The sequence below is a fragment of the Nostoc sp. DedQUE05 genome (assembly GCF_034530955.1).
GTDB lineage: Bacteria > Cyanobacteriota > Cyanobacteriia > Cyanobacteriales > Nostocaceae > Nostoc.
In genome coordinates this window covers 19,507-35,104 of sequence record NZ_JAVRCB010000069.1, presented here as the reverse complement: position 1 = coordinate 35,104, position 15,598 = coordinate 19,507, and the positions used below count along the sequence as shown (strand labels likewise).

10 protein-coding genes and 1 tRNA gene are annotated in these 15,598 nt (G+C 42.8%); 5 read left to right on the top strand and 6 right to left on the bottom strand.

Annotation, left to right across the window (positions count from 1 at the left end; genetic code table 11):
• The first annotated feature begins 913 nt into the window (after positions 1-913).
• The 3 genes from RMZ42_RS32545 (at position 914) to RMZ42_RS32535 (ending at position 5,848) form a co-directional block, all read left to right on the top strand.
• Positions 914-4,444 (top strand): response regulator, encoded by a 3,531-nt coding sequence (locus RMZ42_RS32545; protein WP_322675303.1) that lies wholly within the window; start codon positions 914-916, stop codon positions 4,442-4,444.
• Between the two features lie 68 nt (positions 4,445-4,512).
• On the top strand, positions 4,513-5,727 hold the full coding sequence (locus RMZ42_RS32540) for a hypothetical protein (RefSeq protein WP_322675302.1): 1,215 nt from the start codon (positions 4,513-4,515) through the stop codon (positions 5,725-5,727).
• Positions 5,728-5,777: 50 nt separating this feature from the next.
• Positions 5,778-5,848, top strand: a tRNA-Gly gene (locus RMZ42_RS32535).
• Positions 5,849-6,106: 258 nt separating this feature from the next.
• On the opposite strand, the gene RMZ42_RS32530 is transcribed toward RMZ42_RS32535, so the two are convergent.
• Both RMZ42_RS32530 and RMZ42_RS32525 read right to left on the bottom strand, forming a co-directional pair.
• Positions 6,107-7,153 (bottom strand): ABC transporter permease, encoded by a 1,047-nt coding sequence (locus RMZ42_RS32530; RefSeq protein ID WP_322675301.1) that lies wholly within the window; start codon positions 7,151-7,153, stop codon positions 6,107-6,109.
• Between the two features lie 106 nt (positions 7,154-7,259).
• Entirely contained in the window at positions 7,260-7,778 is a 519-nt protein-coding gene (locus RMZ42_RS32525; protein ID WP_322675300.1) for an adenine phosphoribosyltransferase, read from the bottom strand.
• Positions 7,779-8,382: 604 nt separating this feature from the next.
• Between RMZ42_RS32525 and RMZ42_RS32520 the strand changes: the two genes are divergently transcribed.
• On the top strand, positions 8,383-9,009 hold the full coding sequence (locus RMZ42_RS32520) for a DUF3038 domain-containing protein (RefSeq protein WP_322675299.1): 627 nt from the start codon (positions 8,383-8,385) through the stop codon (positions 9,007-9,009).
• Positions 9,006-10,436 (top strand): DUF4335 domain-containing protein, encoded by a 1,431-nt coding sequence (locus tag RMZ42_RS32515; protein WP_322675298.1) that lies wholly within the window; start codon positions 9,006-9,008, stop codon positions 10,434-10,436. Before RMZ42_RS32520 ends, RMZ42_RS32515 begins: the two co-directional genes overlap by 4 nt.
• Positions 10,437-10,471: 35 nt before the next feature.
• Here the strand turns inward: RMZ42_RS32515 and RMZ42_RS32510 are convergent, their stop codons facing one another.
• The 4 genes from RMZ42_RS32510 to RMZ42_RS32495 all read right to left on the bottom strand — a co-directional run bounded on the left by RMZ42_RS32510 (position 10,472) and on the right by RMZ42_RS32495 (position 15,250).
• Positions 10,472-12,742: a transglycosylase domain-containing protein gene (locus tag RMZ42_RS32510; RefSeq protein WP_322675297.1), complete on the bottom strand. Its 2,271-nt coding sequence runs from the start codon at positions 12,740-12,742 to the stop codon at positions 10,472-10,474.
• Between the two features lie 380 nt (positions 12,743-13,122).
• A complete protein-coding gene (locus RMZ42_RS32505) occupies positions 13,123-13,872 on the bottom strand; it encodes a hypothetical protein (protein ID WP_322675296.1) in 750 nt (249 codons plus the stop codon).
• Positions 13,873-14,091: 219 nt separating this feature from the next.
• Positions 14,092-14,568 carry a signal peptidase II gene (gene lspA, locus RMZ42_RS32500; RefSeq protein WP_322675295.1) on the bottom strand — a complete coding sequence of 159 codons (477 nt, stop codon included), beginning with the start codon at positions 14,566-14,568 and terminating at the stop codon, positions 14,092-14,094.
• Positions 14,569-14,662: 94 nt separating this feature from the next.
• On the bottom strand, positions 14,663-15,250 hold the full coding sequence (locus tag RMZ42_RS32495) for a biotin transporter BioY (RefSeq protein WP_322675294.1): 588 nt from the start codon (positions 15,248-15,250) through the stop codon (positions 14,663-14,665).
• Between the last annotated feature and the right edge of the window lie 348 nt (positions 15,251-15,598).

Here is a 15,598-nt window from a genome sequence, read left to right as displayed (position 1 = left end):
GATATTGCTGTTTACGCTGCTTGATTGAATTAAAAATGGATAAAGTCGAGCTTAGGAGTTACAACTTCATAAATCTATTTAAACCCAGTATATTCATTGCATACCTTCTTTTAGGTAGACAGAATATCAAACTGATTACCACAAAAACATCTCTAAAGTGATAGAGCTTTCAGCGAGTGGGCAGAGGAATAGCATAACTTATCTGTAAGCAGCATCTCCAAAATTGTTAAGTAAGTACACTATTGGCAAACTCTGGTTTCAAACTACCCTTGGTTACAGTACTGAACTTGTTTTTTGCAGTTACCGCACACTGATACTACTTTGCTACTAAGTCCTAGAAGTAAGCTGTACAGTTACTGTGACAAGAATCTGTAAGGTTTCCTAATCCCTAATCTCTAACTCCTCAACCACTTACCACTTGTCTTAATGATAGTTCTGATTGCTAAATTAGAAAGAGGTATTTGTCTAATAGTATACTTTGGCTTTAAATCTTATTGTTTTAATTTTGCTGGCTCTACCATGACTACCATAAATAAAATTTACCTGCAAGTGTTATTACAACAACTGTGGAGGGAAAACTTAATATGCAGCTTTATCTGGATTTTTCTGCTGGCTATGAGCGCTGTATGTATTATCAGACATTGCTCACAGGAGGTGAAAAAAGATTTGGCAAGCAAGCGTCGACTCTATAACACTAAAACTGACAATGAAAGCAATTACCCTGCACCAACGCAAACGGTAATCGGCACAAGCAATTGAGACGAATTACTGTGAGTAAACGCTCATACACTCAGCAGTCATGTAGCCAAACAGCCCTATTGGTCGAAATGCTCTGCTCTTACCTGACTCAGAAAAATCCTTACCTGATCAGATTATTCTTTATCCGACTGCCGTTGCAGCAGGAAAGCGGTGCATGAAATCCCAAGCAAACAGTAAGCCTAAAATTTTGGTTGTCGATGATGAACCAGACAACCTTGACTTGCTTTACCGCACTTTTTATCGTGATTATAAGGTGCTAAGGGCAACCTCTGGCCCTGCGGCCCTCGATCTGCTGGCTCAAGAGGGAGAGATCGCGGTGATCATCTCCGATCAGCGGATGCCAATGATGAGCGGTACAGAATTTTTGAGCCTAACAGCAACTCAATATCCAGATATTATTCGGATAATTTTAACTGGCTACACCGATGTCGAAGACTTGGTGGAAGCAATCAACGCTGGTAAGGTATTTAAGTATGTCACGAAACCGTGGGAAGCGGAGGAACTCAAAGCAGTGGTACGCCAAGCTTTGGATACCCACAATGTCCTCAAAGCTAGAACCCGCGAACTTACCCGCACACTCCGTCAAGAATCGCTGCTGAATACTGTTACCAATACGATTCGCAGTGCTTTAGACTACAGACAAATTTTGCAAGCAATTGTAGATACAGTGGGTGACATGTTGGAGGTGGATGTTTGTCTGCTACGTCCCTTCCAAGATGAGCAGTTGGCGGATAAAGGGTTTATTTATCAGAAGCCTCTTTCTGAAGAGGCAGAGGTGCAGGAGAGCAAAGGGGAAGTGGCAGTAAGTCTTTCCCCTCTGCCCGCTATATCCTCTGCAACTCCTCTGCCTCTTTTGGCTCAGACGGTATGGGAAACCCGTGAAGTCCAGGTGATTCACGATGCGATCGATGATGAGCGCATTCACGGTAACACTCCCGAACTGCGCGAACGGGGGCAAGCTTTTGCTGCTGCTAACATTTGTTCTAGTTTAGTTGTGCCATTGATCTGCCAACAAGAACTGATGGCAGTGCTAGCACTGCACCAGTGTTCTGTTCCTCGCTTCTGGGGTGAGGATGAGGTGCAGTTAGTGTTGATGGTAGCGGATCAGGCAGCCTTAGCTTTATCTCAAGCTTATGCTTACGAACAAGTACGTGCTCTTGCCAAGCGAGAGAGCTTGATTAATACAATTACTAGCGCGATTCGCTCTAGCTTAGATCCTCAAGATATCTTTGCGGCTATTACCCAACAATTGGGACAAGCTTTACAAGTTGATGGGTGCGTCTTGTCTTTGTGGACAGAGGAAGATGAATTTGTTGAGTGTGTGGGTTTGTATGACAGTTTTCAACATCTAGAAAATTTAAGAGCGCCAGCCCCAGATAATAATTCAAGTAGCAATCATCACTTATCAAACCAGAGATTACCCTATTCTCAAGCATCGATTCAGGAAAATCCCATCCTCCAACAAATGCTACAGACACATGAACCTGTGGTAATTGGTAATGTAAGCCATTCTCCCTCAGATGTGCGGGGTTTTGATTTACCTTTAAAAATGCCAGCGCGATCGCTAATGTTTGTGCCATTATTGGCTGATGGTAAATGTATCGGTAGTATTACTTTGCATGAAGGTAAAAAAGTACGCCAATGGTTGCCATCTGATATCGATTTGGCGAAAGCAGTGGCAGCGCAAGCCGCGATCGCTGTGCAGCAGTCACACTTGTATCAAAAAACTCGCCAACAAGCTGAACGCTTACTAGAATTAGACAAACAAAAAACTGAATTTTTCCAAAATATTTCCCATGAGTTTCGTACACCCATCACCTTGATTCAAGGGCCTTTAGAGTCGGCGGTGGCGGCTGGTGAGGGATTATCTTACTCCCAAAGTGCGATCGCCCTGCGTAACTCCCGCCGCCTGCTGCGACTGGTAAATCAACTCCTGGATTTACAACGCCTGAATGCGGGGAGAATGCAGCCTAGCTTCCATCCCTGCGATCTAGTCGAATTTGTCAGCCAAATAGTTGAATCTTTTCGTCCTTATTGTGAGAAAAAGAGACTGCATCTCGTTACTCAGTTAGATGAGTGTTCGACGGTGTACTTGGACATGGAAAAATTTGACAAGGTGGTTTATAACCTCTTGTCAAATGCCATGAAGTTTACTCCTGAAGGTGGCACCATCAGTGTCAGACTAAAATCTGAGCGCGATCGCTGCATATTACAAGTGCAAGATACTGGAATTGGTATTGTTAAAGAACAAATTCCCCACCTATTTGAGCGCTTTCGCCAAGCTGAAGGTTCAGCAAACCGCTCCTATGAAGGCAGTGGTTTGGGTTTAGCTTTAGTTAAAGAATTAGTAGAATTACATGGTGGTCAAGTCACTGTGGAATCAGTTTATGGTGAAGGTACTACTTTTAGTTTATGGCTGGTGACTGGAAATGCTCATTTACATGCACAGCAAGTACTAGAAACGCCTACTGAACTGAATACAAACCGCGCTAGCGTAGAATTAGCTGATTTAGAACTAGTAGAGTCAACAACAGACAATATTGAAGATATTACAATAAACCTGTCCCCCAATGTTGATACTCAAGATTCAGCACATAAGACTCAGCACTCAATTTTAGTTGTAGATGACAACCCCGATTTGCGAACCTATGTATCTGAAATTTTCCGCCGTAATGGCTATCATGTACAGACAGCTCGTAACGGTCATGAAGGGCACAGTAGAGCGAAGGAAATTCTACCCAGCTTGATTGTGACTGACTTAATGATGCCGTTGGTGAGCGGACTTGAGATGATTCAGATGATCCGCAATGAGGAGACGTTGAAAGGAACACCAATCATTCTGCTGACAGCGAAAGTAGATGAAGAAACCCGCATCGAAGGTACAGAACATGGCGCGGACGCTTATTTAGCAAAACCATTCAACGATCGGGAACTTTTGGCGGAAGTTCGCAATCTTTTAGCGTTGAAAGAAAATGAACGGCGAATTGTCGAGTTAAATACTTATCTAACAGAATCGGTGCTAAAGCGCTTTTTGCCTGCTGTATTGGTGCAAAAAGCCGCAACCGGAGACTTAACGTTAGATTTGCGCCCAGAACCACGCTTAATTACAGTTTTGTTTAGCGACATTGTGGGTTTTACACAGCTAGCAAATACTCTCAGATCCCGACGAGTTGCAGAGCTGCTAAATGAATATTTAGAAGCAATGACCAAAGTTGTATTTAGCAATGGCGGCACTGTAGATAAATTTATGGGAGATGCTATCTTAGCTTTATATGGAGCGCCGGAAGAACTAACCCCTAACGAACAAGTGCGTCGTGCCATTAATACAGCAAGAGCAATGCACCACTCACTGGCTGACTTGAACCAGCGCTGGCGAGAGCAAGGTGTATTCGATAGCGACAAACTTACTAGTGTACAGTTCCGGTGTGGTATTCACCAAGGTACTGCTGTTGTGGGAATGTTTGGTAGCGCTGAACGCGCCGATTATACTGCTATTGGCCCAAGTGTCAATATTGCCGCAAGGTTGCAAGCTGCCGCTGTTCCCGGTACGATTCTAGTTTCTGCTGCCGTAGCAGATTATTTGCAGGAAGGAGAAATTACTAAAGGGAGTCCGCTAGAACTTAAAGGAGTAGATGAAACAGTTTTGACTTTTGCTGTTTCACCAGAGGTAATGGTTAATCGCTAAAATTTAGACTGGTATTTTAAAGCATTACCAATGAGTAAAAGTGCATAATCATATCCAGTTTATATAATATGACACCATCGGTTGCAGACAAAACTCCAATTCCAGCCAAGGTCTGGAGACGACACACCGATCCACCAGGTTTGTGGATTTTTGTCGTTGTTAGTTCAGTCTCTCTGCACTTGCTGGTGTTCTGGCTGATGCGCTCATCTAATGCATTTAGTCTGTGGTTTCCCCAGCAAAATCAATCTGCTGTTCCCGTTGAATTGATAGACATTGCTCCTAAAACAACATCAACAATTAAATCAAAATCAACAGCCAAAATAGTTTCGTCAAAGCCACTATCCTCTAGTCAAAAGTCTGTACCAGCACGTTCATCACAAACAGCACGAACTACGCCTAGAAATGAAGATATTGGCGCAATAAATGCTTCTGAAAATCTCCAGAGAAAGAGCCGAATTTACGCCTCTCAACCTAATAGCGAACCTTCTAGACAGCAGATAGTCCCCACGCCAACACCGAAACCTATAGCTAAAGCCACACCGAAACCTACACCTAAAGCCACGCCGAAACCTATAGCTAAAGCCACACCGACACCGACACCTAAAGCCACACCGACACCTATAGCTAAAGCCACGCCGACACCTACAGTTCCAATCGGTAACTTACCCTGGAAGCGTCGTCAAGAAATTAAACTGGGAAAGGGAACACAACTACCAACAGGTATTCCATCAAATCGACCAGTTTTAGAACCTGAAAATAGAGAAACTCCAGCGCCTTCGACTGGAGAAACTCCAGCGCCTTCGACTGGAGAAACTCCAGCGCCTTCGACTAGAGAAACTCCAGCGCCTTCGACTAGAGAAACTCCAGCAACTTCGACTGGAGGAGCATCGGTAGCAATAGTAGCTCCCTTATCTAGAGATCAAGTGATTAGCTTGATACAATCAAAAGGATTCCGACAAGATGCTTTACCCGATGTTATCGCTTTATACAGGGGAAGCAACACAAAACAATTAGACCCAAGTTTTCTTGTCCCCAATTCGGAACTTGAACCAGCACAACTTTTGGCTAGCTTGATAATCGATCAGAATGGCAACTTTCAACAGGCTGTAGTTCTAGAAATAGAACCAGCAAAACTGCAAAGTGAAAAAAGTACATACGAGCAAGTCTTGAGGGAAGTTTTCAAAACAGAAAACTTTCTTGCTGCCCACAATAACGATGGCACAAAACCAGAATTGAGCAATTTGTATGTCAGGATCAAAATGCAACCCGCAAATTCCAACTAAATGCTTGAATTTTTACAAAAACTGTGTTAAACTTATAAAGTTGGAAATTTGCGGGCGTAGTTTAGTGGTAAAACTATAGCCTTCCAAGCTATTAATGCGGGTTCGATTCCCGCCGCCCGCTTAGAAAAAACTTTTAAATACACGAGTGCAAAAACCTAAGTCTAAATCTTAGTAAAATAATTAGTGAAACAGCAATTCACAATTTTTTGCAGCGTACAGAAATAGCTTGAAACTGAGAGTAGCCAAATTCTAGGATGAGGAATAAGCAACACTTTCTTCAACAACATCCGCACTCTGGCTATCTTTTTGTTGTTTTATAGTTGACAGAACTCTGGAAAACGCCCAATAAGTTTTGATTTTTTGAATTTTAGAATTGCTGCTAATTAAGATTTTCTAGGCGAATGCGTGGATCGGCTGCTTTGAGCATCAAGTCGGCGATTAAATTGCCAACAATCAGCAATACTGCGCCCATAACCAAGCTTGCCATTAATAAATATAAATCTTGAGCTTGTAAAGCCTGTAAAGCCAATCTCCCTAAACCAGGCCAGTTGAAGAAAAATTCGGCGATGAAGGCACCATTTAATAAACCAGCTAATTCAAAACCTAATAAAGTAATTAAGGGATTTATAGCGTTGCGCAGTGCATGAACATAGATGACGCGGTTTTCTGGTAAACCTTTGGCACGAGCCGTTTGGATGTAATCTTGACGCAGGACATCTAATAATTCGCCGCGAGTGATGCGTTGCAAACCCGCAAAACTAGTAATTGAGAGTGCGATGGTGGGTAAAATCATGTGCCAACCGATATCTAAGATTCTGCCAAACCACGACAGTTCTGAGTGATTGATGCTAGTCATGCTACCCACTGGAAAAAATGGTGAGGTGATTTGGGCTAAAACCAGCAGCGCTAAAGCAGTGATGAAACTAGGAAAGCCTTGTCCTGCGTAACTAATCACTTGTAAAATCCGGTCTGCTGGCCTATTTTGTTTGACAGCGGCAAAGATCCCTAAAGGGATGGCGATCGCCCATGTGACAATTAAAGATGCGATCGCTAATAGCAAAGTCGCTGGTACTCGTTCCCACAACAGCGATGCCACTGAACGTTGATAAATAAAACTCGTGCCAAAATCCCCTTTGGTCAAGATTCGCCATAGCCACAGCCCAAATTGCTCTGGCCAAGACTTATCTAGACCAAACTGCCGTTTGATTTCCTCAATTCTTTCAGGAGATATCTTCGGATTTTGCCGTAGCGTATCTACATAATCACCAGGAGCGAGTTGAATGATGAAAAACGACAACGCTGACGCTAACAACAAAGTTAGCAGTGCCTGCAATAGCCGCTTTGCCACATAAACAAAAGTTTCGCTCGTGACTAGCCTGATTAGCCAATCCCGACCTGTCTCCAAGGAAATTTTCGTAGATGTCATTTATATTTTGTCCTTTGTCTTTTGTCATTTGTCATTTGTCCTTTGTCCTTCATCATTTGTCTGTTGTTTTTCTACTGACTAATGACTAATGACCAATGACTAATGACTAATATTCAATTAAAGAGATAATCGGCACGTCCGGTAAATGTGTACGCCCTTGTAAATCCCGTAGCTCGATAATAAACCCAAATCCTACTAGTTCGCAGCCAATTTTCTGCACCAATTTAGCTGTGGCACTTGCTGTCCCACCTGTGGCAATCAAGTCGTCGACAATCAAAACTCGGCTACCTTGGTGTAAAGCGTCTTGATGCACTTCTAGGCAATCTGTACCATACTCTAGTTGATATTCAATTGAGTGAACGGCTGCTGGTAACTTCCCTTTTTTGCGGATGGGAATAAAACCAGCTCCTAATTTATAAGCCAGAGGCGAACCAAAAATGAATCCTCTCGACTCCATACCAATGACATAATCAACTGTTATTCCAGCTTCATGGCATTTTTGTGCTAAAAAGTCAATAGTGTAGCGCAGTCCCTCTGGGTCGCGCAGTAACGTAGTAATATCCCGAAATAAAATTCCGGGTTTCGGGAAATCTGGAATGTTACGAACGAGAGACTTTAAATCCATAAAATAGGGATTAGGGAATGGGGCATGGGGCATGGGGCATAGGGCATGGAGAGTGGGGAAGTGAGGGAGCAAGGGAAGCAGGGGAAGAAGAACTATTGATTATTGACAAATGCCCAATGTTCAATGCCCCTCAAGAATACTGAGTTCCGAGTTTCGAGTGCTGAGTGGGGGGGAGGGGAGAATAACTCTTAACTTTTAACTCAGCACTCAGCACGAGCTAAACGCCCCGCTATCGCTAACAGCACTTAGCACTCAACACTGTTTTGCCCAATGCCCAATGCCCAATTTCAGATACCTGAAAAATCGTACACTATAATGTCATACGCTGGGGGTCAAGTGGGGATAAAGGCTGAAGCTTCGCTCTTCATTGACGATAATTAGAATCTAAACCAAGCTATAAAAGGTATTTCACTAAGAAATGAGGTGAATTTAGTTATGTTTTAAAATTTTGATTTCAATATAGGGAAAACTTTGAGTAGAAAGAGTTAAGTAATGTATATATCAGGTAGTCATGCTACTGCCACAAGTCTAAGGCTCAAGTCTTGGCTACCGATCTTAAATTTGTTTTATCTAGTCTGTTGGAACCGCACAAGGTATTTATAGAATGAATGTTTCAGCAAGTTTAACGCCGTTCAACAGTCCAACCCAAGACTCACTGCCGATGATTCTGGACACTTTACCAGATCCTGCGATCGCTTCCAAAACGTGTCCTCGGAGAACCAGGCTGCAAATTGACCTGATTTTACTGGCAATTGAAGCTTTAGAACTTGGTGGTTCGGAAGCAATCCTGGCTTTTGCTCAAGAGTTGGATCTTAAAGGAATTGTTAAAGACAGGGTGAATTTATGGCGGATGCGTAGCTCTAACCCGCTACGAAGAGCGCACATACGCCGTCCCTTAACTATTATGGAAGCAAAAGCTTTGGTGGTCATTGCTTGCTATATAGCACGGCGTTTAACTGTTGTCATCCGTCAGTTATTAATGATATGTCAACAAATGGAAGAAAAACAGATTCCATTAGAACAGAATTTGCGGCTATCTAATTATTTAGAGCGGTTTAGAGCGCATTTTAAAAGCCGGATGAATGCTCGACGTTCTGGTGTACTCGCATTAACTTCTGATGAAAAATTAGATGCGCTAGCAATAAATTTGTTAGGACAATTACTATTTTGTACTGGTACTGCTGGAATGCAGCGGTTCTGGATTAGTCTTTTTGACGGTGAAGTAGAATGAATATTCAACGTAAGTACAGTCTACCTAATTGTACTCTTCTTTTAGAAGGGTTAAGTGATGTCACTAGGGCTGCACAGTTTCAGGAAATGCGCCCAGAATTATCAATATTGGTAAATGCAGAATGCTATTTATCTGGTTACAATCAACCTTTAACGGGAGGGCGAGAATTTTTTGAAAGTTTGGTGAGGGCTGTTAGTGGTTATGCTCAAGAATTTCTGAGTACTGTACCCAATCCGCAAGCACACAACCAGGAATCGGAGCTAGTAGAGTTTCAAAAAATTGACGGCAACCGCCACAGGTTAATCATACATTCAGAGAATGCTCCAGAGGGGTTTGATCGCTCTAATAATTCTAAACGTCCGCCGATTGAAATAGATTTGAATACGGTACAGTTGTTTGATTTAGTAGAAGCAGTAGATCAGTTTTTTGCTGATACTCAGACTTTACCAGAATTATCTCTAGAACTACAACCAGTTACTAGACGCTATGGCGGTGCTAGTCAGGCTGTAATCAGGCAGGCTGTTCCTGCTGCCATAGGAGTATCAAGTTTAGCAGTAGCAGCGATCGCATTTAACTTGATTCCACCTCCCCAAATTCGTCCACCACAGCCTAAACCAGATGAACAATCTAGCTCTACAACAAACAACCTTAATCCTCCAGCATCAGCAGCTGCAACACCCATCGCAGCTGCAACACCGACGACACCACCCACAGCCGATCAAAAGCCAGTAGTTAAAGATTTAGAAGCACTTTTAAATACAGTTCCAGAAATTACCGATCCATCCCAGCTGCGTGCATTGAATCGTCAAGTGTATAACCAAGTTCATCCAGCTTGGACTAAGCGTTCAGGATTGCAACAGGATTTAATCTATCGTTTAGGTGTAGCTGCGGATGGAGCGATCGTTGGTTATAAAGCGGTGAATAAAGAGGCCAATCAAGAAGTCGGGCAAACTCCTCTGCCTAACCTACTTTATAATCCTGCTAACCGCGCTCCCATTTCTAATGAACCAATCGCCCAATTCCGAATAGTGTTTACTACAAATGGTGTGCTGCAAGTTAGCCCTTGGCGAGGATATGCTAAGACACCAGAGGTAGTCGGTGCTAAAATTACTGACTCTAATATCACTAAAGGTTTAAATCAAAAGCTTTATAATACAGTTCGTCAAACCTGGAGTGGCACCCCCACCTTTACGCGAGATTTAAAATATCGAGTAGCAGTCAACAAAGATGGTGTAATTGCTGACTATGAACCACTTAATCAAGTCGCATTTGATTATTTCCGAGAAACACCTCTTCCTAAGATGTTTAACGACATCTATGGTTCTAATGTAGCTCCTCCCAATGACAAAGAACCTCTAGCCCACTTTCAAGTGATATTCAAGCCTAACGGCAAGCTTGAAGTCACTCCTTGGAAGGGATATCAGTAATTGGGTATGGGGCATGCCCAATGCCCAATGCCCAATTACCTTGTAATTCTCCGCATATAATTTCCCCATAATTGAGCTGCTTGAGCGCTGCTACCAGATGTCGGGGAATTATTGTCGTTTCCCAGCCAAACGCCAGTTACAAGTCGCTGACTGGGGATAAAACCAATAAACCACAAGTCAACGTTTTTATCAGTCGTGCCTGTTTTACCAGCTTCCCCTAGTCCAATGGCAGCACTACGACCAGTACCTCTGGCGATTACACCGCGCATCAAACCAGTCATTTCATCGGCGACATTAGTTGTCAACACTCGTTTGTTGGCACCTGGATCTTGGTCGAAGGAGTAGATTACACGACAGGTTTTGATATCATTGCGATCGCTGCAATCACCACTGTCTAAAATTCGGCTAATGGCATGGGGAGGATTCGACACACCGCGATTGCCAATAGCGCCAAAAGCACCAGTCATTTCCAAAACATTAACTACACTTTGACCCAGTACCAAGCCGGGAACTGGATCTAGGTTTGATTTTATTCCCAAACGCTGCGCCATTGCTACAACTTTATCCAGCCCAACTTGTCTGGCAACTCGCAAGGCGATGGGATTTTCTGAAAGCGCCAGTCCGGTGGCAATATCTAAACTAGTGTCAGCACCAGCACGACAGGGTTTATAAGTAAAGCCTTGCCAAGTTAAAGGCGCGCAGGAATAACTGTTGGATGGCGAAATTCCCTGTTGAATAGCGGCGGTGTAAGCAAAGATTTTGAAGGTGGAACCTGGTTGTCTTTTGGCTTGAACAGCACGATTGAACTGACTTTTTTTGTAATCAGTCCCGCCTACCATTGCCAATATACTGCCCGTACTAGAGTCAAGAGTGACTAGCGCCCCTTGAGAAAAATTAAAAGTTCTACCAGAGTTGTTCACCGAATTATTCAACGCTGCTTCTGCTTGTCTCTGTATGGTTGGATCGAGCTTGGTTTCAATGATATAGTTTCCCTCTCTTGCAGCTCCCTCCCCCAAAATTGATTCGAGTTCAGAGAAGACGTAACTGTAAAAATAAGGTGCGATCGTTTTAGCTTGCTGTTCGCAGACTTTAGGACTAATTTGGACAGTGGAGCGTCTAGCTCGGTTCGCATCCTCTGCTTTAATTTTGCCCATCTCCAACAACCGCTTAATCACACGATTCCGGTATTCAGCCGCTTCTAGTTTATTAGGCCCATCCCCACAAAAATCGAAGGCGTTGGGTGCTGGTAAAATTCCTACCAATGTTGCTGCTTCTGCCAAAGTTAATTCTTTAGCCGACTTTTCAAAGTAATATCGGGCTGCATCCTCAAAGCCAGAGGTATCTCCTCCCAAAAAAACCCGATTTAAGTACATCAGCAAAATATCATCTTTGCTGTAAAATGTTTCGAGTTTTAGGGCGACAACTGCCTCCCGCAATTTCCGACCAAGGGTATCCTGTCTGCCTACATACTCGCGGAACAAACTGCGGGCAACTTGCTGAGTGACAGTGCTGGCTCCTTGTTGCACATCTCCGGTGCGGCTATTAATCAACACAGCTCGTAAAATCCCCAGAGGATCGACCCCAAAGTGCCAGTAGTAACGACTATCTTCTGAAGCCACTACCGCAGCAGGCAAATAAGGGCCAAATTCCTCTAATCGCTTCATGTCTACATGAGAGATTGTCCGAGGTTCTCTCAGAGGAGTGGCTCCATCACGGGCGTAAACAACTACTGGGGCGCGTGTTGCTGTTGGTAAAGGTTTGACTGAAAATTTTAGCCATTCGACGCCAATCACTAACGTTAACAGCGCACTGACACCACCAACTCCATAAGCTGTCCAACTTGCAGCTTTGACATACCATTCTGGTGGATCGACATATTGCAACCGTACAGAAGCGGCTAGTTCTGGGGGTCCCAGAGTCAGAATATCGCCGTGACGCAGTTCTAGAGAACTAACACGACGTTTGCCACGATAAATGCCATTGGTGGAGTTTTCGTCTTTGATCGTGAAAACTGGTGTGCGCTGACTAGAATTCCGCGATAATGAGAGGTGAATTTGGCTGACAACAGGGTTACGGATAACGATATCGCTGGATTTCGAGCTACGACCGAGAATATAGCGATCGCCCAACAGTGGATATACTTCTGCTTTATCCGCCCCCGCATCCTGCACCCAAAGTTCTGGTACTTTGGCATTAGGCTTGAGCGCCAATTTTGAAAAATCGACCCTAGCTTGAATCGTATGTACTGCTTGAGTCAGTTGACCTAGTAACGTTTGTGGCTTGTGAGGGGGTTGGGGAGAACTCATCGGCTATTCACATCACAGTTTTTAATAAAGAATCGGGCGAATTACAATCAATTTTAGATGTTAGTCTTTCATCATTTTACTCATAAGCCAAAGCATAAATTAGCTATACGTAACTTTTTGAGCTAATTTATACTTTAATTTATGTTAAAGCTAAAGTAATGTTGTAACTTTAATCACTTTTTTATATAGACAAATATTTTTGCATATTATTTTCAAAAGCTTATATAAGCTAGTATAAATAGTTCAAGAACTACAGATATACTTTTTATTTGTGTCTTTTGAAACACTAGTTGTCAATAAATAACTGATTTAATTTTTACCAATTTTACATATCCACATATTCTGAAACAAACCTAAATATCTTCATTTAGGAGGATTTTCTAAATCTTGGTTATCTGCTTTAATGGGGCGAGTGTTCTGTTGAGGTTAATTTGAGAAATGATGGGAAAATCTCTGAGCTTGATTGGTACAGCTTTATCTTTGGCACTTACCACTAATATTGCTGTAGCCGAATCCAGTAAATCCCCCATAGCCCAATCTAGTACCGACTCCACTAGTGCACCAGCGGAAATCAAGCTGTCACCAGAAGGTAAGAAAATTCTGTGCGAGAATTTTCCACTTAATTCACGTTGTCCCGGCGGCACAGCACTCACCCCTAGCGCTCCTGGTAGTACTACAGTACCAGCAGAAACAACACCAGCAGAAACAACAACGCCTGATAGCACCACCACTCCTGACAGCACAACTGCACCAGGAAGCACTCCTTCTGGATCTGGTACTCCCGAAACCACTCCAGCACCAGGAAGCACAACCCCATCGGCACCTGACGCACCTAGCAACTTAACTCCACCACCAGGAAGCGTTACTCCAACCACTCCTGAAGGCGCACCTAGCAACTTAACTCCACCAGGAAGCTCAACCACTCCTGAAGGCGCACCTAGCAACTTAACTCCACCATCAGGAAGCCCAAACACTCCTGAAAGCGCACCTACTACTCCTGGCAGCACTACCGAACCAGGTAGCTCAACTACACCAGAACAACCTGGCACTCCTGGCACTCCTGGCAGCAGCCTCGAACCCGGTAGCTCTCCCAGTACTCCTGGCTCTAGTTCACCAAAAACTCCTACCACAGGTAACTAAATTTAAAGCTGGGGCATAATCTAAATAATGGTTTGCCATCAGCGATCGTCGGTGCATCTTTCGCGATCTCTTGCACCAGTTTGGATAACTGGTGTTAAGTGACAAATAAAAATTGATAAAAACCTTATAAGTAAAGTCTTCGCATATAAGACTGAGCAAGGGTTTCACTAAGTCAATAGCCTGGGATTAATCATCCCAGGCTTAATAGTTTAATGGGATCTGCCAGTTGAAGTCGGTGTTTTTTGGAAGGAAGCAATTAACAGGAAAACAATACCGATACTAATAAATGAATCTGCCACATTAAATACAGCAAAGTTAATCAGGCGAAAATCAAGAAAATCAACGACGTAGCCTAAAACAAAACGATCGATACCGTTACCCATAGCTCCACCTAAAATCAAGCCATAGCCTAATTGATCCCACAAATTTAATGTTGGACCAATTAACGCTAATGCTATCAACACTAAACTCACTCCTAAAGATAGCCAGCGCAACCACTCTACTTTCCCACTCAACAGACTAAAAGCCGCACCAGTATTAGTGACATACGTAAAGTGAAAGATACCTGGTAAGAGTGGTAGTGTCTGTCCCAAGCTAAAGCTTTGTACTACCCAGTACTTTGTTATTTGGTCTAAGAAAAAAGCAATGAAAGCAGCGATCCAGAAAAGACGATTTTTTAAATGCATGGCGAATTAGTCATTGGTCGTTGGTCGTTGGTCATTAGTCATTGGTCATTGGTCATGAGCTTTTGACAAATGACAAAGGACGAAAGGCAATGAACTAATAAAACATTAAGTGACGCAATATATATGCTATTACACTAACTGCACAGACCACGGTTAGTTGACCTGGTAGTGCAAACCAGGAATATCTAAGGATTGCTTGTATCAAGGTTAGATTTTCTGTGCCTTTCCACTGAAAAAAATAGCTAATAATTAAATAAGTAATACCGCATAGGTGGAGAGTTAATAAGCCACAGACACAACTAAAGGCAAGAGTTTCTAGTCGAGGTCTCGCTTTAAAAGCAACTAAGCCACAAATCCAAGCTCCAGGAATAAAACCTAGTAGATAGCCAAACTGAGACAACTTCACATAACCAATACCGCCGCCATCGGCAAATACTGGTAATAAGGTTAATCCCATGACTAAATAGGCAATTTGCGAGAGCGCACCCGCATTTTTGCCTCCTAAACAACCCACCAACAATACTGCGCCAATTTGAAAAGTGACACCTAAAGAAAAAGTCTGAATTCCGTGCTGACTCCAAGTCCAAGGAAAGGTGATGCCATAAACTTCTAAGAATGTACCACCCATTGTCAGGAGTAAGCCAATCATAGACCATAGTAATTGATTGGAAGCAGCAAACATTTATCAGGCAACCAAGGAAAAGCAAAAGGGAAAATCAACAGCAACTAGTATATTCATTAATATTGAAATAAAATTTGTGCTGACATCTTAAGAACTAGCATATTTTCTTTTGCCTTTTTGGTATGTAACTTTTCAGTTTTACGAATTTCAGCTTAGGTGTCTATTGTCTAATTTTATTAACTGAGGTGTGTTCTGAATTCTGGTATTTGACCGAAAATACAGTAAAATCTACATTATTGAGCTTGGTATTTATACTATTTTTTCAGATAATTGCCTAAATTGAGCTATAAAGTGCTTAATATTTATAGTGCTTATCAGTTGAGTCTAATACAGACCTAACAAGAACAG

Bases quoted from the DNA above. Each gene is read 5' to 3' on its own strand.
- RMZ42_RS32510 (WP_322675297.1), bottom strand. From the start codon at position 12,742: ATGAGTTCTCCCCAACCCCCTCACAAGCCACAAACGTTACTAGGTCAA.
- lspA (WP_322675295.1), bottom strand. From the start codon at position 14,568: ATGCATTTAAAAAATCGTCTTTTCTGGATCGCTGCTTTCATTGCTTTT.
- RMZ42_RS32495 (WP_322675294.1), bottom strand. From the start codon at position 15,250: ATGTTTGCTGCTTCCAATCAATTACTATGGTCTATGATTGGCTTACTC.
- RMZ42_RS32530 (WP_322675301.1), bottom strand. From the start codon at position 7,153: ATGACATCTACGAAAATTTCCTTGGAGACAGGTCGGGATTGGCTAATC.
- RMZ42_RS32525 (WP_322675300.1), bottom strand. From the start codon at position 7,778: ATGGATTTAAAGTCTCTCGTTCGTAACATTCCAGATTTCCCGAAACCC.
- RMZ42_RS32520 (WP_322675299.1), top strand. From the start codon at position 8,383: ATGAATGTTTCAGCAAGTTTAACGCCGTTCAACAGTCCAACCCAAGAC.
- RMZ42_RS32545 (WP_322675303.1), top strand. From the start codon at position 914: ATGAAATCCCAAGCAAACAGTAAGCCTAAAATTTTGGTTGTCGATGAT.
- RMZ42_RS32515 (WP_322675298.1), top strand. From the start codon at position 9,006: ATGAATATTCAACGTAAGTACAGTCTACCTAATTGTACTCTTCTTTTA.
- RMZ42_RS32540 (WP_322675302.1), top strand. From the start codon at position 4,513: ATGACACCATCGGTTGCAGACAAAACTCCAATTCCAGCCAAGGTCTGG.